This is a genomic window from Mesorhizobium sp. WSM4983 (assembly GCF_029625765.1).
Taxonomy (GTDB): domain Bacteria; phylum Pseudomonadota; class Alphaproteobacteria; order Rhizobiales; family Rhizobiaceae; genus Mesorhizobium.
In genome coordinates this window covers 412,752-428,682 of the sequence record NZ_JARTVM010000004.1, presented here as the reverse complement: position 1 = coordinate 428,682, position 15,931 = coordinate 412,752, and the positions used below count along the sequence as shown (strand labels likewise).

At 65.5% G+C, this 15,931-nt stretch carries 15 protein-coding genes; 10 read left to right on the top strand and 5 right to left on the bottom strand.

The window, feature by feature from the left end; translation table 11 throughout:
• Positions 1-45: 45 nt before the first annotated feature.
• Positions 46-678 carry a LysE family translocator gene (locus P9254_RS16165; protein ID WP_095778371.1) on the top strand — a complete coding sequence of 211 codons (633 nt, stop codon included), beginning with the start codon at positions 46-48 and terminating at the stop codon, positions 676-678.
• 16 nt (positions 679-694) lie between these two features.
• Here the strand turns inward: P9254_RS16165 and P9254_RS16160 are convergent, their stop codons facing one another.
• Both P9254_RS16160 and P9254_RS16155 read right to left on the bottom strand, forming a co-directional pair.
• Positions 695-1,585, bottom strand: coding sequence for a dienelactone hydrolase family protein (locus tag P9254_RS16160; protein ID WP_278056961.1), 891 nt, complete (start codon positions 1,583-1,585; stop codon positions 695-697).
• A 55-nt stretch (positions 1,586-1,640) separates the two neighbouring features.
• A complete protein-coding gene (locus tag P9254_RS16155) occupies positions 1,641-2,465 on the bottom strand; it encodes a DUF2189 domain-containing protein (RefSeq protein WP_278056959.1) in 825 nt (274 codons plus the stop codon).
• A 168-nt stretch (positions 2,466-2,633) separates the two neighbouring features.
• Here P9254_RS16155 and P9254_RS16150 point away from each other — a divergent pair, with 168 nt between their 5' ends.
• Positions 2,634-3,140, top strand: a complete 507-nt coding sequence (locus P9254_RS16150) for a CAP domain-containing protein (RefSeq protein WP_278056957.1) — start codon at positions 2,634-2,636, stop codon at positions 3,138-3,140.
• 206 nt (positions 3,141-3,346) lie between these two features.
• Here P9254_RS16150 and P9254_RS16145 read toward each other — a convergent pair whose 3' ends face one another.
• The 3 genes from P9254_RS16145 to P9254_RS16135 all read right to left on the bottom strand — a co-directional run bounded on the left by P9254_RS16145 (position 3,347) and on the right by P9254_RS16135 (position 6,839).
• Positions 3,347-4,879 carry a DHA2 family efflux MFS transporter permease subunit gene (locus P9254_RS16145; RefSeq protein ID WP_278056955.1) on the bottom strand — a complete coding sequence of 511 codons (1,533 nt, stop codon included), beginning with the start codon at positions 4,877-4,879 and terminating at the stop codon, positions 3,347-3,349.
• 299 nt (positions 4,880-5,178) lie between these two features.
• Positions 5,179-6,363 carry an HlyD family secretion protein gene (locus P9254_RS16140; protein ID WP_278056954.1) on the bottom strand — a complete coding sequence of 395 codons (1,185 nt, stop codon included), beginning with the start codon at positions 6,361-6,363 and terminating at the stop codon, positions 5,179-5,181.
• Entirely contained in the window at positions 6,360-6,839 is a 480-nt protein-coding gene (locus P9254_RS16135) for a MarR family winged helix-turn-helix transcriptional regulator (RefSeq protein ID WP_095801336.1), read from the bottom strand. Before P9254_RS16135 ends, P9254_RS16140 begins: the two co-directional genes overlap by 4 nt.
• A 272-nt stretch (positions 6,840-7,111) precedes the next feature.
• Between P9254_RS16135 and P9254_RS16130 the strand changes: the two genes are divergently transcribed.
• From P9254_RS16130 to P9254_RS16095, 8 genes are all read left to right on the top strand, one after another.
• On the top strand, positions 7,112-7,720 hold the full coding sequence (locus P9254_RS16130) for a CDP-alcohol phosphatidyltransferase family protein (RefSeq protein WP_278056952.1): 609 nt from the start codon (positions 7,112-7,114) through the stop codon (positions 7,718-7,720).
• Between the two features lie 36 nt (positions 7,721-7,756).
• On the top strand, positions 7,757-9,544 hold the full coding sequence (locus tag P9254_RS16125) for a bifunctional alpha/beta hydrolase/class I SAM-dependent methyltransferase (protein WP_278056950.1): 1,788 nt from the start codon (positions 7,757-7,759) through the stop codon (positions 9,542-9,544).
• A 12-nt stretch (positions 9,545-9,556) separates the two neighbouring features.
• Positions 9,557-10,888, top strand: coding sequence for a phosphatase PAP2/dual specificity phosphatase family protein (locus tag P9254_RS16120; protein WP_278056949.1), 1,332 nt, complete (start codon positions 9,557-9,559; stop codon positions 10,886-10,888).
• The gene (locus P9254_RS16115) at positions 10,885-11,328 is read left to right on the top strand and encodes a hypothetical protein (protein ID WP_278056947.1); all 444 of its coding nucleotides are present in this window, start codon (positions 10,885-10,887) and stop codon (positions 11,326-11,328) included. The genes P9254_RS16120 and P9254_RS16115 overlap by 4 nt, the downstream gene beginning before the upstream one ends.
• Positions 11,325-11,984 carry a lysophospholipid acyltransferase family protein gene (locus P9254_RS16110; protein WP_278056945.1) on the top strand — a complete coding sequence of 220 codons (660 nt, stop codon included), beginning with the start codon at positions 11,325-11,327 and terminating at the stop codon, positions 11,982-11,984. The genes P9254_RS16115 and P9254_RS16110 overlap by 4 nt, the downstream gene beginning before the upstream one ends.
• Positions 11,984-12,919, top strand: a complete 936-nt coding sequence (locus tag P9254_RS16105) for a phosphatidate cytidylyltransferase (RefSeq protein WP_278056943.1) — start codon at positions 11,984-11,986, stop codon at positions 12,917-12,919. Before P9254_RS16110 ends, P9254_RS16105 begins: the two co-directional genes overlap by 1 nt.
• 220 nt (positions 12,920-13,139) lie before the next feature.
• Positions 13,140-14,276, top strand: coding sequence for an efflux RND transporter periplasmic adaptor subunit (locus tag P9254_RS16100; RefSeq protein ID WP_278056941.1), 1,137 nt, complete (start codon positions 13,140-13,142; stop codon positions 14,274-14,276).
• Positions 14,277-14,278: 2 nt separating this feature from the next.
• Positions 14,279-15,859 carry an FAD-dependent monooxygenase gene (locus P9254_RS16095; RefSeq protein ID WP_278056939.1) on the top strand — a complete coding sequence of 527 codons (1,581 nt, stop codon included), beginning with the start codon at positions 14,279-14,281 and terminating at the stop codon, positions 15,857-15,859.
• Positions 15,860-15,931: the final 72 nt, after the last annotated feature.

The following is a 15,931-nucleotide window of genomic DNA, read 5'->3' as shown; positions in this document are numbered from 1 at the left end:
CGCCGGCATCGGACCTTCCCTGCCGCAGGTGCTGGAGATCGAGCCATGCCCGACGCCGCCAACCATTTGACTTTCGCGCTGATCTGCCTCGGCATGGTGCTCACACCCGGCCCGAACATGATCTATCTGATCTCGCGCTCGCTGTCGCAAGGGCCGAGGGCCGGGCTGATCTCGCTGGGCGGCGTGGCGCTGGGCTTCCTGTTCTATGTGGTGTCCGCGGCCTTTGGCATCACCGCGCTCATCTTCGCCGTGCCTTATGCCTATGACGCGCTGCGCTTTGCCGGCGCGCTTTATTTGCTGTGGCTCGCCTGGCAGGCGCTAAGGCCCGGCGGCCGCTCGCCATTCCAGGTGCGCGAGCTGCCGAAGGACAGGCCGCGCAAGCTGTTCGTCATGGGGCTGATGACCAACCTGCTCAATCCGAAGGTGGCGGTGCTCTATCTGTCGCTCTTGCCGCAGTTCATCAACCCGGCCAAGGGCCATGTGCTGTCGCAGCTTCTGGTGCTCGGCGTGACGCAGATCTCGATCAGCCTGACCGTCAACGCCATCATCGCGGTGACGGCTGGCTCGATCGCCACCTTCCTCGCCGGACGGCCGTTCTGGCTGGTCGTCCAGCGCTGGATGATGGGCACCGTGCTGACGGCGCTGGCTTTGAAGATGGCGACCGAGGCGCAGCGCTGAGATTGGATGATCAGGGCTATGGCTGTTGTCCGCTGAAGGCCTGCTTCAAAAACGTGTGGACGTCGCTTGCCGATTTTTCGGCCGCAGCTGCGTTGTACTCCACCCGGTGGCCATACTGCTCGGTGCCCGTCTTGAATGACGGGGAGGCAAAGGCGTGGCGAGCGCCCTTGAAGACATCAAGCTGCACGGCGCTGCCCTTGCCGCTGCGCTGCGCCATCATTTCCCGGCAATTTTTGGCGGGGGTCCAATCGTCGAGCTCGCCGATCAGGATCAAGGTCGGCACCGCCACGTCGCCATTCGTAGCCGAACAATTCGGATAGTAGGCAATCGCAGCTTTGAATTTACGCTCCATAAGCTGTTCGGCGCCACCGGATTGCACGGCCTCAAGCGTTGTGATCCCGCCGGCGGAGAACCCCATCAACGCTGTGCGCTGCGGGTCGACGAAACTCAATTTCGACAGGTACTCCAAGGCGCCGTAGGCGTCATAGACGCGATCAGCAAACAGGCTGCCATCGGCGAGCAGGCCGTGATCACACGTCTCGCGAATACCGCGCGTGCTGAAGCTGTCGACGACGAGTACGACATAACCCCAGGAAGACAGCCGCTGCGACCAGGTTTTCTCTACAGTTGGGAATAGGCCCGAACATCCATGGAGAACGACGACCGCCGGGAACGGCCCCTCACCCGGCGGTCGCGTCAGATACCCATTCAATGGCGTGCCGGGAATGGCCTGGAGCGCTCGCCCGTTTTGTTGCGCAATGCGCTGCTGAAACCGCGTCGGCTTCACGGCCGCGCTTTCAAAGTGCGCCAACTCGTCAGCGTTGGCACGCGTAGTATCAAGGCAGCCGACAGCCCAAAGCCCGGCCACGAAAGCCGCCATCTTGAGCGACCTCAAGAACATCTTCATGAAACAGGCTCGGTAAACCGCTTCGGGCCGTCTGCTTTGTTCGAGCCGGCGCGGCCTACATCGGCCGGCGGATGGGCCGGATATCCTGCGGCTCCACCACCTTGCGATAGAGATGCCAAGTCGCGTGGCCGAGGACCGGCATGACGACGGCAAGGCCGGCAAACAGTGGGATCGAGCCGATCACCAGCAGCACCGCGACCGTCAGGCCCCAGAGCGCCATCTGCAGCGGGTTGACTATCACGGCGCGCGCCGAGGTCTCGATCGCCGAGACCGCGCCGACATCGCGGTCGAGCAGCAGCGGGAAGGCAATCACGGTGGTGGCGAGCACCACGATCGCGAAGACGAGGCCGGCACCGTTGCCGAGCAGGATCAGCGTCCAGCCCTTGCCGGTCGTCAGCACGTCGCGCAGGAAAGTTCCGACGGAGGCCGGCGGCTCTGCGCCGAACAGGCTGGTGTAGATCGACTGCGCGGTGAACAGCCACAGAAGGAACAGCGCGAAAAGCAGGACGCCGATCGCGGCGATCGAGGGCAGCGCCGGCGAACGGCGCACGTCGAGCGCATGGTGCCAGCGGCTGCTCATGCCGAGCTCGCGCCGGCGACTGATCTCGTAGAGGCCGATCGCAGCAAAGGGACCGATCAATGCAAAGCCCGACATCAGCGGATAGACGAGCTGGATGGCACTGGAGCCGGAGGTCCACCGCGTCAGGATCAGGCCGACGACCGGATAGATCAGGCACAGGAACACGTAGTGCGAGGGCTTGGCCCAGAAATCCTCGGCGCCGAGCCTTAGCGCGTCCCATAGATCCGACGTGGTGATGTGGCGCACCGTGGGCTGCACATGCAGCCCTTGCGCGTCCGCCATGACATGAAAACCAGCCATAACCGTCCTCCGTATCGCTCGGGGGGCGGTCACCGCCTGGGTGGCCCGCCCGTGGCTGCCACTTCTAGAACGCCGGGATGATATCCGATCTCCCTGAGGATGTCGCCGCATAACGCGATTTTCATCGGCTGCCCGGCAAAAGCCACGATCGCCGGTATCAGAGGCCGGATGACCAGCCTGACCACCGATTCCCCCCATCTCGACAGACGCACATTGCTCAAGACCGTCGGCCTTGCGGCGCTCGGCGGCATTGCCGCCTGCACCAGCGTCCCGCTGCCGACCGGCGAAGCCGCCGGCGTGTCGTCTTCCGCCACAGGCACGTTGAGCACTATCCGCACATCGGCCGGACTGCCGGCGCTCATCCCGGACGCGCAGCTCGAACAGGCGGCGCTGCAGCAGGCCGGCTACATGGCATCGCGCGCCCGCATGAGCCACACGACCGGCTGGGGCAAGGATTTCGCCTCGCGCATGAAGGGCAACGGCGTGCGTGGCGCCGCGGGCGAAAACATCGCCGAGGGACGTTTCGACCTGCAAAAGCTGTTCGACATCTGGATGCATTCGGACGGCCACCGGCGCAACATGCTCGACCCGGACTTCAGCCGCTTCGGGTTGGCTTACGTGCGCGACGGCCGCGATCCCAGCCTGCGCTACTGGGCACTGGTGCTGGGGAGGTAGCGGAGAGAGGGGACAGGAGCGACGCGTAATCTCTCCCCTTGAGGGGGAGATGGCCAGCAGGCAGAGAAGGTCGGTTCGACCGGGCTCGGCTTGCATGTGCAGATGAAGGTTGGCGTTCCATGCGCGGCGACCCCCTCTGTCGCCTTTCGGCGACATCTCCCCCTCAAGGGGGGAGATTACGCATCGCAGAGGCGGCGCGATGAAAATCAGTCCATGTGCGCCGCCGGCGCGCCGCCGGTCGGCGCTGCCTTCGGCTTGCGCAGCAGGATGACGAACGGGACGGCAAGCAGCGTCATCACCATCAGGAGTTTGAAGTCGTTGATGTAGGAGATCATCATCGCCTGGACGTTGACCAGCCTGTCGACTTGCGAAAGGGCCATGGGATCACCGCTCGCCGCCGCGGGCGAGGTTGCCCACAGGTTGGGGTTGTAGGGGTTGATGAACGCCCCGAGCTCGCTGTGGTTGACCTGCGTGTTCTGCACCATCAGCGCCGCAACCACCGAGACGCCGATCGACGAGCCGAGATTGCGCACAAGGCTGAACAGCGAGGTGGCGTCGGTGCGGTAGCGCGCGTCGAGCGTGGCGAAGGCCACCGCCGAGAGCGGCACGAACACCATGCCCATACCGAGGCCCTGGATAACGCCCGAAGAGATGATCAGCCAGTTGTCCATCTGCGGCGTGAAGCTTGCCATGGTGTAGAGCGACTGCGCGGTGAGCAGGAATCCGATCGCGACCAGAATACGCGCGTCGATCCTGTGCATGATGCGGCCGACGAACAGCATCGAAATCATCGTGCCGATACCGCGCGGGCCGAGCACGACACCGATGGTGACGGTCGGGTAGCCGAAGATGTTGGCAAGCATCGGCGGGAGCAGCGACATCGAAGCCAGGATCAGCACGCCCATGACGAAGATGAAGCCGAGCCCGGTCACGAAATTGCGGTCGAGGAAGATTTTCGGATCGATGAAGGGGCGTTCGGACGTCACCGTGTGGATGATGAACACCCAGAAGCCGATGATCGACAGCGCAAGCTCAATCCAGATCTCTGTCGAGGAGAACCAGTCGACCTCGCCGCCGCGGTCGAGCATCAGCTGCAGCGCGCCGACGCCGAGCGAGATCATGGCGAAGCCGAAGAAATCGAAGCTGCGCACGCGCTTGGCGACGACAGGCAGATAGGCGGCCATGCCGATGAAGGCGAGGATGCCGACCGGCAGGTTGATGAAGAACACCCAGCGCCAGTTGAAATTCTCGGTCAGCCAGCCGCCGAGCGTCGGGCCGAGGATCGGCCCCAGCATGATGCCGGCGCCCCAGATGGCCATGGCCTGGCCATGGCGTTCGCGGGGATTGATATCGAGCAGGAAGGTCTGCGACAGCGGCACGATCGCCGCACCGAACACACCCTGCAGCAGGCGGAAGAGCACCATCGTCTCGAGGCTCCACGCCATGCCGCAAAGCATGGAGAAGATGGTGAAGCCGACGACGGAGGCCAGGAACAGCTCCTTGCGGCCGAGGCGGTCGGCGAGCCAGCCGGTGACCGGCGTCATGATGGCGGCGGCGACGATATAGGAGGTCAGCACCCAGTTGATGTTGTCAGGCGAGGCACCGAGGTCGCCGGTCATGGTCGGCAGCGCGACATTGGCGATCGTGGTGTCGAGCGCCTGCATGACCGTCGCCAGCATCAGCGCGACCGTGATCAGGCCGCGGTGCGGTACTTCCTTGAAGGGTTCGGGCGTGCTCATGGTGCTGAACTTCCAGCAGGTAACAAAAACGGGTACATTGGGTTTCCGGGCGGCGAGGCCTTGCTTTGAGACCCTCGTCGCGGTGGGACGCGAGGATCGATGTGGGGGTTACATCGACCGAAAGTCTCTGTTGGAGCGGATGCCTGCCGCCCGGAAACCTGAGGACCGACCGATCCGTGTCGAAAGCCTCTGCCTGGGATCGACCCGCGACGCGGCTAGCCTCAAACGCTCGGCTTTCACACCCCTCCCCTCAGACCATCCCCTTGCGCCCGCTCATGCCCCGCGGGCTTCACTTTGCGTTACTGCGCGTGCTCGCCGGCCGTGGCATGACCGAAGATCGACGGCAGGCCACGCGCGACGCCGGTATCGACGGTGACCGTCGCGCTCATCCCGGTGCGCAGCGCCATCTTGGCGTCGGGGTCGGTCAGTTCCAGGCGCACGGGAATGCGCTGGGTGACCTTGACCCAGTTGCCGGTGGCGTTCTGGGCGGGCAGTAGCGAGAACTCGGCGCCCGTGCCGGCGCCGATCGCCTTGACGGTCGCCTCGAAGGTCCGGCCCGGATAGGTGTCGACCACGATCTCGGCCTTCTGGCCCGGCTTCATATTGGTGAGCTGCGTCTCCTTGAAGTTGGCGTCGATCCAGGTGTCGTCGGTCTCGACCAGCGCGAACAGCGGCGTGCCGACGGAGACATACTGGCCGACCTTGAAGGACGAGGCCTGGTAGACGACGCCCTCGGCCGGCGCCTTCACGGTGGTCTGCGAGAGGTTGTAGGCGGCCTTGTCGCGCGCGGCGAGCGCCGACATCACGCTCGGATGCTTGTCGGTCTCGATGTCGGGGTTGCCGCCAAGCGCCGCCTTGGCGCTGACAATGCCCTGCTCGGCGACCGCAAGCTGCTGCTTGGCCTTGTCGAGGTCGTTGCGGGCCTCGTCCAGCGACGACTTGGCATTGATGCCCTTCTCAGCGAGATCGGCGGCGCGGTCATATTGCGACTGCGCATAGTCGACCTCGCTCTTGGCCGACTTCTGCTGCGCCATCGCCTGGCTGTAGGCGGCGCGCAGTTGCTCGACATTGAGCCGCGCGGCGGCAACAGCCGCGTCGGCCTGGGCCAGCGCGATCTTGTAAGGCGCGGGGTCGATGACGAAGAGAAGGTCGCCCGCCTTGACCGTCTGGTTGTCGGCAATGCCGACCTGGACGATGCGGCCGGCCGTATCGGAGGCGATCGAAATCCGGGCCTGCTGCAGGTTGGCGTTCTCGGTCTCCTGGTAGCGACCGCCGGTGACCCAGACATAGGCACCGCCCGCGAGCAGCGCCAGCGGCAGGGCGACCATCAAAAGGAAGCGGCCGGTGCGGCGCTTCTTCTTCGGTGCTGCCGGTGCGGCCTGCGGCTCCGCTGCCGCGGAGACCGGCGCAGCCTCCGGCTTCGCCGGCGCCTCGATCTCGAGCTTGGTGACGTTGTCGTCTGCTTTCTTGGCTGCCGCGTTCATGCTGCCCGCCCTTCCGTATTCTTGATCTTTTCGAGGGACGACGTCTCGCCGTCGGTCAAATTCTGCACGATGGTGTCGAGCACCCGGATCAGGATGCGACGGTCCTCCAGCGATACGCCGGTGAGCGATTCCTCATAGACCTCGCCGGCGAGGCTTTTGACATCGGCGTAGGCCGCGTTGGCCTTTTCGGTCGGGAAGATCATGCGCACACGCCGGTCGGCCGCATCGGCGCGACGCTCGATCCAGCCGCCCTCCTCCATCCGGTCGACGAGGCGCGAGACACTGATCGGCTCGATCTCGAGCAGTTCGGCGAGCCGCGCCTGCGCGACACCGGCCTCCTTGGCGACGCGGACGAGAAGCCGCCATTGCGCGGAGGAAAGGCCCAACCCGCTGGCGCGCGCCTCGAAGCGCTTGCGCATGAGGCGCTGCACGTCGTGGATCAAAAATCCCAATCTGTCGATGCCATCTGAAACCATGAGCGGCATATATAATAAGCGTGCTTACTATTCAAGTGGCTGCGTTGTTCCAGAAGCCGGCAACCGCATGCGGCCATGCCAGGGCTGCATGGTCGAAGCTCGCCAAGGCGGTCATGAGAGCGCCACAGAGCGCCGGCTCCGGCGTCGTCTTCAGGCAATGGGTGCATGGCATGGTGCCAACTGTCTGGGATTCACAGTGTTTTAGCAGCTGTGCTGGTGCCGTTCGGCATGTTTGTGATACATCTGACGGCGAGGATCGGGGGATCATCGCAATGCCGACGCTCTATGCGCTGAAGCCGGCTTTCCAGGACAGGCTGCGGCCGCTGGTCAACAGGCTGGCGGCGATGGGTGTGGCGGCCAACGGCATAACGGTCGCGGCTGCGCTGCTGTCCATCGCGGCTGGATCGGCGATCGCGATCCTCCCCGATTGGAGCCCGCTGCTCTTCCTCATCCCCCTTGTGCTTTTCCTTCGCATGGCGCTCAACGCGATTGACGGCATGCTGGCGCGGGAACATGGCCAGGCCTCGACGCTCGGCATGTACCTCAACGAGATCTGCGATGTCGTCTCCGACCTTGCGCTGATCCTGCCGTTTGCCGCCCTTCCCCAATTCGGCGCCTGGGGTGTCGTCGCCTTTGCCATCGCCGCGGCGCTCACCGAGTTCGCCGGCGTGCTCGGCATCGCCGCCGGGATCGGGCGAAACTATGCCGGGCCGTTCGGCAAGAGCGACAGGGCGCTGGCGCTCGGCGTGGTCGCCGTGCTCGCCGCCGCCGGGCTCTGGCCTGAGGCAATCGCGCCATTTGTGTTTCCGGCCATGGCTACGCTTTCGCTGCTGACCGCCATAAACCGGATACGCGCCGGTCTTATTGGCAGCACCGGCTGAGCACCGAGACTCGCCATGCCGTCCGGGGGAACCACCATGCTTCACGAACAGGTTGCCAGCGCGCCGGCGGAAAGCCTTGCGCGGCAGGCGCAGGAACGCACCTTCCGCAGCCATGACGGCACGCAGATCTTTTACCGCTACTGGCCGGCGATGCAGGCCACGGCCAAGGGCGCGGTCGTGCTCTTCCATCGCGGACACGAGCATGGCGGCCGCATGGCGCATCTCGTCGACGAACTCAGCCTGCCCGACTACGCCTTCTATGCCTGGGATGCGCGCGGCAACGGCCGCTCTGCCGGTGAGCGCGGCTATGCTCCGTCTTTCGCCGCGCTGGTGCGCGATATCGACTGTTTCATTCGCGAGATCGCCGCCAGGGACGGTTTTGCCGCGCAGGACATCGCGTTGATCGCGCAGTCCTTCGGCGCGGTGCTGGCGGCCGCGTGGGTGCACGACTATGCGCCCAAGCTGCGCGCCATGGTGCTCGCCTCGCCCGCCTTCTCGGTGAAACTCTATGTCCCTTTCGCCAAGGAAGGCATCGCGCTGTGGCAAAAGATCAAGGGGCGCTTCTTCGTCAATTCCTACGTCAAGGCGAACCTTCTCACTCATGACCCTGTGCGCATTGCTTCCTTCGAAAACGACAAGCTGATCACAAGGCCGATCGCCTCGAACATCCTGGTCGAGCTCTATCAGCACGCGGCGCGCATCGTTGCCGATGCGCGCGCCATCACCGTGCCGACGCAGCTTCTTCTGTCGGGCAGCGACTGGGTGGTGCGGCACGCGCCGCAGCACGAGTTCTTCGTCAATCTCGACAGCCGCGCGAAGGAGCGCCACGTGCTGCCGGGCTTCTTCCACGATACGCTGGGCGAGCGCGACCGCGCCAAGGCGCTCGACCTGATCCGGCCGTTCCTCGAAGCGCAGTTCGCGGCACCCGCGGAAGCTGTAGACCTGAAGCAGGCGGACATCGCCGGCTACACGCGCGACGAGGCCGACCGCCTCGCCTCGCCGCTCGATCTGCTTTCGCCCAGGGGCCTCTACTGGGCGACGAGCCGCGCCTTCATCCGCATCGGCAGTTGGTTCTCGCAAGGCATGAAGGTCGGCGTTACCACCGGCTTCGATTCCGGTTCGACGCTCGACTATGTCTATGAGAACGAGCCGCGCGGCCTGGGGCCGATCGGCCGCATGGTCGACCGGACCTTCCTCGACGCCATCGGTTGGCGCGGCATCCGCCAGCGCAAGCTTCACATCGAAGAGCTGATCGGCTCGGCGCTGGCAATGCTGAAGGCCGCTGGGCGGCCGACCAACATCCTGGACATTGCGTCTGGTCACGGCCGCTACGTCCTCGATGCGATCGACATGAGCCGGGAGCAACCGACCAGCGTTCGGCTGCGCGACTATTCCGACCTCAATGTCGAGCTCGGCCGCAAGCTGATCGCCGAGCGGCAATTGCCGGCCAGCGTGTCGTTCCAGCGCGCCGACGCCTTCGACGGCGATGGGCTCGCCGCGCTCGATCCGGCGCCGGACCTCGCCATCGTCTCCGGCCTTTACGAGCTCTTCTCCGACAATGCGCTGATTGCGCGCTCGCTCGGCGGCCTTGCCCGCGCCATGCAACCGGGCAGCCTGCTTATCTACACCAACCAGCCCTGGCACCCGCAGCTCGAAATGATCGCGCGCAGCCTGACCTCGCATCGCGGCGGCCAGGCCTGGGTGATGCGGCGGCGCACGCAAGGCGAGATGGATCAGCTGGTCGAGGCGGCAGGCTTCGAGAAGCTCGACCAGCGCATCGACCAATGGGGCATCTTCACCGTCTCGCTGGCAAGGCGGCTTTAGGACCACCGCCGCATGCCTTCCAGTGCCGAGCCCCCGCCACTTTCACCCAGCGCCGAGCCCTATGGGCGTGTCGTCCTGCGCGCAGCGCTGTGGCTCGCTTTCCTCGCGCCGTTCTTCTATTCGACCTACGGCTTCGCCAATTGGCTCGCCTCGACGCGCGATCATGTCGGCAGCATCGTGTTCTCCTGGGAACACCATGTACCGTTCGTCGCCTGGACCATCGTGCCCTACTGGTCGATCAACCTGTTCTACGGACTGTCGCTCCTGCTCAACGACAGCCGCCAGGGCGTCGACCGGCTGGCCGGCCGATACCTCACCGCGCAGATCGTCGCCGTCGCCTGCTTCATCCTGTTTCCGCTGACCGCCACATTCGTGCGGCCGGAAACGAGCGGCCTGCCGGGTTTCCTGTTTGCGGTCCTCGGCGGCTTCGACAAGCCGTTCAACCAGGCGCCGTCGCTGCATATCGCGCTGTTGGTGATCATCTGGGATCATTGGCGCCAGCGCCTCGCCGGTCCTTTGCTGGGGCTCTGGCACGGCTGGTGCTTTCTGATCGGCGCCTCGGTGCTGACCACCTGGCAGCATCATTTCATCGACATCCCGACCGGCGCGCTGCTCGGCTTCTTTGCCCTGTGGCTCTTTCCGGCACGGGGCGAGCTGCCGTTCGCCGGTTTCCGCCCGGCTGCCGACGGCAGGGCATGGCGGCTTGCGCTATGCTACGCGCTGGGCGCCGCTCTGGCGCTAACGGGCGCTGTGGTCGGCGCCTTCTTCTCCGCCCTCGCCTTGTTGCTTCTATGGCCTTCGCTGGCGCTGGCCATCGTCGCCTTGGCCTATGCCGGGGCCGGCGCGAAAGTGTTCCAGAAGACGGCGGATGGCCGTGTGTCGCTGGCAAGCCGCATCCTGCTTTGGCCTTATCGCCTAGGCGCCAGGGTCAATGTCTGGGCATGGACGCGCAAGCTGCCGCCGGTCGTGGCGGTCAGCGACGGCATCTTCCTTGGGCGGTTCCCTAGCGCCGCCGAGGCTGACGGCTTCGGCACGGTGATAGATCTCGCCGCCGAGCTTGAGCGGCCGCGCGACGCGCCGGGCCGCTGGCAAAGCTTCGGCATGCTCGATCTGCTGTCGCCGCCGGCGGACACGCTCGACCAAGCGGTGGCGGCGATCGAACCGGCGCGCCGGCATGGCACGGTGCTGGTCTGCTGCGCGCTCGGCTTCCAGCGCAGTGCCACCGTCATCGCCGGATGGCTCGTCGCGAGCGGCCGCTCGCACACGCCGTCCCAGGCGCGCAAGCAGCTCGCCGCGTCTGGACGACCGGTGCATCTTCGGATCGGACTGGACGAGCCGGCATGACGGACGAAGCCTATCAGCAGCGGACAGCCGCCTTTGCCGCGATGCTGATCAAGCACGCCGCATGGCCGGCCGCGATCGTGCTCGTCTGCGACGGCTTCGCGCCTTTGGTCGCTTCGGCGCGCGGCGCGCTCCAGGCGCCGATCGCGGTGCTGGCGCTGCTGGTCGCCGCGGCAAGCGCCGTCGTGGTGCTTGGGTTTTCGGCGCTTCTCGCCTTCGACGCGCTGTTGTTCCGGCTGATGGCGAGCCATGACAATGAGCGTTCGGGATGCGCCGCGGTCGACGACGTGCTGGCGCGCATGCGGCTCAAGCCTGTCTCCTCGTCTCCGCGCCCGCTCGAGGACCGCATCGCCGGAACGCGCCGCCTGCTTGCCCGGCAGCGCATCGCCTTCGCGATCTTCGTCATCGCGTTCCTGACAGCCGGATTCTGGATGCCGGGATGAACAAGCTGTCGCTCCGGACCTTCACGCTGCTGCAGACGGCGACTTCGGTCGGCCTGTCGGCGCTGGCCCGGGCGGTGACCGGCGTGCGTCCGATCTGGAGCGGCTGCCAGCCATCGGACCGGCAGCGCATCTATTTCGCCAACCACACCAGCCATGGCGATTTCATCCTTTTGTCGGCTTGCCTCAGCGAAAGAGAACGCGCCACCACTCATGCGATCGCCGCCGCCGAATATTGGCGAAAGTCGCGCCTGCGCCGCTTCATCGCCGAGGACATGCTGTCCTCCGTGCTGATCAGCCGGCAGTGGACGAGCCCGGAAGAGAACCCGATCTCCGTCATGCTTTCCGTTCTCGACCGGGGTCATTCGCTGATCATTTTCCCGGAAGGCACGCGCAACATGAGCGACGAGCTGCTGCCGTTCCGCTCCGGGCTCTACAATCTGTCGATGGCGCGGCCGGAAGTGGAGCTGATCCCGTGCTGGATCGAGAACATGTCGCGCGTGTTGCCCAAGGGCCAGTTCCTGCCGGTGCCGCTGCTTTGCCGCGTGGTCTTCGGCGCGCCGGTGGCGGTAGCGCCGGGCGAGGAACGCCGCGCCTTCCTCGAACGCGCCCGGGCCGAACTTCTGGCGCACAATCCCCGCCCTGATCGAGACGAATGATGCGCCACGAAATCAGTATCCTGATCATCGGCCTTTTCGTGGTGCTGACCACCGCCAGCGCCACCGCCGCCATGCTGTCGGCGCGCGCGCCGAAGCCGCTCAGCGCGACGCTCACCAACCTCACCCAGCGCATCAATGCCTGGTGGGTCATGGTGGCGCTGATGACGGTCGCCTTCTTCTTCGGCCGCTACGGCATGACCATCCTGTTCGCGCTGATCTCGTTCGCGGCGCTGCGCGAGTTCGTGACCTTGACGCACAGCCGCCGCAGCGACCATTGGGTTCTGCTCGGCATGTTCGGCATCGTCATTCCGGTCCAATACTGGCTGGTGTGGACGGCCTGGTATGGACTGTTCGTGATCTTCATCCCGGTCTACTGCTTCCTGCTGATGCCGGCGATCACGGCGCTGCATGGCGATACCGAGCGCTTCCTGGAGCGCGTGTCGGCGCAGCAATGGGCGATCATGATTGCGGTCTATTGCGTAAGCCACGTCCCTGCGCTGCTGACGCTGAACGTGCCCGGCTTCGAGGGTCGCAACCTGCTGCTCGTCGCCTTCCTGATCATCGTCGTGCAGGGCAGCGACGTGCTGCAGTACATCTTCGGCAAGCTGTTCGGAAAGCACCGCTTCTCGCCAAAGGTCTCGCCGTCGAAGACCTGGGAGGGGTTGATCGGCGGGCTCGTCGCCTCGAGCCTGCTCGGCGCGCTGCTCGCCTTCATCACGCCGTTCTCGCCATTGCAGGCCTCGGCCGTCGCCTTCGTCGCCTGCACGATGGGGTTTCTCGGCGGGTTGGTCGCTTCCGCCATCAAGCGCGACCAGGGCGTCAAGGATTGGGGGCATCTGATCGAGGGCCATGGCGGCATGCTCGACCGCACCGACAGCCTGGTCTTCGCCGCGCCGATCTTCTTCCACCTGGTGCGCTATTTCTGGACGGTCTGAGCGTCCGCGCATCGGCGTCTTCCCTGCGCCATTCCAAGGCCGCCTCACCCAAACATCGGAAAATTTTCAGAAACCGTTCGGGATTTCCGGAGCCGGAAGCGCCAAGAAGATCGGGCTGGCGAAAAGACAGGCCGCAAAGCCCGATCTCCCTCTCCAGCCAACTGATTTCCCGGTCGCCGCATCCTCCCAGCGCGGCCGCAACCTTGGTCATGGAGACAACATGATTGCACTTTTTCATAACAGGCCGCTGCGGCGCCGCCTTGTCGCTGGATCGATCGCCGTTCTTGCCTGCGGTGGCGCCATGGTCTGGCACGGCGCCAGAAGCGAGGCCTCGAACGTGAAGCCCGCCGCAGCCGAGACAAAGCTTGTCAAGGCCATCGCAGCCGTCCCGATGCTCAGCGCGGATACCCGCATCGCCATCGGCGAGATACGGCCGAGGCTAGAAAGCGACCTCGGCTTCCGCGTGTCGGGCAAGCTGCTCGAACGCGTCGCCGAGATCGGCTCGACGGTGAAGAAGGGCGAGGTGCTCGCCCGCATCGAAGACCAGGACTATCGCAACCGGCTCGCCAGCGCCGAGGCCGATGTCGCGGCGGCGCAGGCCGTGCTTGTCGAGGCAAAAGCCGCGGAGGCCCGCATCGGCGCGCTGCTCGCCAAGGGTTTTACCACCCGCGCCAATTATGACGCGACACTGAAGAATCTGCGTTCGGCGCAGGCCAAGCTCAAGTCGGCGAACATCGCCTTCGACATGGCCAAGGACCAGCTCGGCTATACCGAGCTGCATGCTGAATTCGACGGCATCGTCACCGCCACCGGAGCCGAAGCCGGTCAGTCGGTCAATGTCGGACAGATGGTGGTGCGGGTTGCCGATCCGGAGAGCCGCGACGCCGTGTTCTCGATCGCCGAAGCGGTCTTCGCCAACGCACCCGATACGAAGCACCCGCCAAAAGTGACTGTCTCGCTGCTCAGCAATCCGGCGATCACCGCGATCGGCAGCATCCGCGAGATCGCGCCTATGGCCGACGCCGCGACCCGCACCTTCCAGGTAAAGGTCTCGATCGAGAATGCGCCCAACGAGATGCGCTTCGGCGCAAGTGTTTCCGGCCGCGCCGAGATGGGCGGCGCGCCGGTCATGGTGCTGCCGGGCAGCGCGCTGTTCGACAAGGACGGCGAGCCGGCCGTGTGGGTCGTGTCCGCCTCGTCGGCGGTGGAGCTCAAGCCGGTCACGGTTGCCCGCTACGAGACCGACCGTGTCGTGGTCAGCGGCGGCCTCGCCAAGGGCGATCTGGTCGTCACCGCCGGCGTGAACCGGCTGCGGGAACGCGAAAAAGTGCGTATCGTTGAAGGAGAGGAAAAATGACCATGTCCAAGACAAAGGTCCTGATCGCCGGCGCCGGCCCGACCGGGCTGACGCTCGCTCTCTGGCTGACCAGGCTCGGGGTCCCGGTCCGCATCTTCGACAAGGCCACCGGTCCAGGCGAAACCTCGCGCGCGCTCGCCGTCCAGGCGCGCACGCTGGAGTTCCATCGCCAGATCGGCATCGTCGAGGACATCCTTGCCGAGGGCATCCGGCTGGAACGGCTTACGTTACATACGCCGGCCGGCGTCGCAGCGCGGCTGCCGCTTTCCGATTTCGGCCGCGGCATCAGCCCCTACTCCTTCGCCTTCGCGCTGCCGCAGGATATCCATGAACGCGTGCTGATCACGCATCTGGAACGCGCCGGCGTCGAGGTCGAGCGCGGTACGGAGCTCGTTGCCTTCCAGGACAAGGGTGACGCGGTCATCGCGACGCTTTCGCGGAACGGCAAGACCGAGACCGTCAGCGCAGCCTATCTTGCCGGTTGCGACGGCGCCCGCAGCACGGTGCGCCATGGGCTGAACATCGGCTTTCCGGGCGGTACCTACGAGCAGGCCTTCTACGTCGCCGACGTGAAGGGCACGGGCAACGTCACCCGCAATGGCATGGACACGACCATCAGCACCTATGGCTTCGCTATCGTGATGCCGGTCCGGCAGTCGGGCTCGCTGCGCCTCATTGGCATCGTGCCGAAGGCGCATGAGGCCGACGAGACGATCAGCTTCGAGGCGATCCGCGCCGATGTCGAGCGCGACACCGGCGTCACGGTCGAGGAGGTCAACTGGTTCTCGACCTATCGCGTCCATCATCGCGTCGCCGAGCGCTTCCGCGCCGGCCGCGTGTTCCTCGTCGGCGATGCCGGACACATCCATAGCCCGGCCGGCGGCCAGGGCATGAACACCGGCATGGGCGATGCTGTGAACCTCGCGTGGAAGCTAGGCGCCGTGGTGCAGGGCCGTGCCGATCCGCGCCTGCTCGACAGCTACGAGCCGGAGCGCATCGCCTTTGCCCACAAGCTGATCGAAAGCACCGACAAGGTGTTCCGCTTCATCACCAACCGCTCGCGACTGGTCGGCCTGTTCCGGCGTTACGTGATGCCGAAGGTCATGAACATCGGGCTCCACACATCGTTCGGGTCGCGCGCATTCTTCGGCGTGATCTCGCAGACGGCGATCGAGTACCGCGCCGGGCCGATCAGCTCGGGCATGGCGGGCAAGGTCAGCGGCGGCGACCGCCTGCCGTATGTCGCCGGCAACGTCATGGGCGCGGGCGGCGACAATTTCGAGCCGCTGCGCTCGCTCGACTGGCAGGTCCATGTCTATGGCGAGGTCAATTGCGATTTTCGGGCGATGCTCGCACCGACAGGAATTGCAGTGCATGCGTTCGCCTGGACAGACGCAGCCGAGAAGGCCGGCCTGCAGCGAGACGCAGCCTATCTGGTGAGGCCGGACGGCCATGTCGCGCTCGCCTCGCCAGTCCAGGAGGCAGCCGCCTTTCAGCGCTATCTCGCGGGCCTCGCCATCAGGCCGAGAACCGCCGAGCGCGCTCCTTACCGTGTGCCGGGCACCATGCACAGCCTGGCCTGAATTGCGACAGTGCCCGCCAAGCGGCGGGCGCTGACCGAACCCAAACCGTCATTTGTTTTGGCCAGCCGGCAG

What these genes read in the sequence shown, in the direction of transcription:
- P9254_RS16135 (WP_095801336.1), bottom strand. Translation starts at nt 6,839, where the DNA reads ATGGTTTCAGATGGCATCGACAGATTGGGATTTTTGATCCACGACGTG.
- P9254_RS16120 (WP_278056949.1), top strand. Translation starts at nt 9,557, where the DNA reads ATGCCTTCCAGTGCCGAGCCCCCGCCACTTTCACCCAGCGCCGAGCCC.
- P9254_RS16150 (WP_278056957.1), top strand. Translation starts at nt 2,634, where the DNA reads ATGACCAGCCTGACCACCGATTCCCCCCATCTCGACAGACGCACATTG.
- P9254_RS16110 (WP_278056945.1), top strand. Translation starts at nt 11,325, where the DNA reads ATGAACAAGCTGTCGCTCCGGACCTTCACGCTGCTGCAGACGGCGACT.
- P9254_RS16155 (WP_278056959.1), bottom strand. Translation starts at nt 2,465, where the DNA reads ATGGCTGGTTTTCATGTCATGGCGGACGCGCAAGGGCTGCATGTGCAG.
- P9254_RS16115 (WP_278056947.1), top strand. Translation starts at nt 10,885, where the DNA reads ATGACGGACGAAGCCTATCAGCAGCGGACAGCCGCCTTTGCCGCGATG.
- P9254_RS16160 (WP_278056961.1), bottom strand. Translation starts at nt 1,585, where the DNA reads ATGAAGATGTTCTTGAGGTCGCTCAAGATGGCGGCTTTCGTGGCCGGG.
- P9254_RS16125 (WP_278056950.1), top strand. Translation starts at nt 7,757, where the DNA reads ATGCTTCACGAACAGGTTGCCAGCGCGCCGGCGGAAAGCCTTGCGCGG.
- P9254_RS16140 (WP_278056954.1), bottom strand. Translation starts at nt 6,363, where the DNA reads ATGAACGCGGCAGCCAAGAAAGCAGACGACAACGTCACCAAGCTCGAG.
- P9254_RS16165 (WP_095778371.1), top strand. Translation starts at nt 46, where the DNA reads ATGCCCGACGCCGCCAACCATTTGACTTTCGCGCTGATCTGCCTCGGC.
- P9254_RS16130 (WP_278056952.1), top strand. Translation starts at nt 7,112, where the DNA reads ATGCCGACGCTCTATGCGCTGAAGCCGGCTTTCCAGGACAGGCTGCGG.
- P9254_RS16145 (WP_278056955.1), bottom strand. Translation starts at nt 4,879, where the DNA reads ATGAGCACGCCCGAACCCTTCAAGGAAGTACCGCACCGCGGCCTGATC.
- P9254_RS16100 (WP_278056941.1), top strand. Translation starts at nt 13,140, where the DNA reads ATGATTGCACTTTTTCATAACAGGCCGCTGCGGCGCCGCCTTGTCGCT.
- P9254_RS16095 (WP_278056939.1), top strand. Translation starts at nt 14,279, where the DNA reads ATGTCCAAGACAAAGGTCCTGATCGCCGGCGCCGGCCCGACCGGGCTG.
- P9254_RS16105 (WP_278056943.1), top strand. Translation starts at nt 11,984, where the DNA reads ATGCGCCACGAAATCAGTATCCTGATCATCGGCCTTTTCGTGGTGCTG.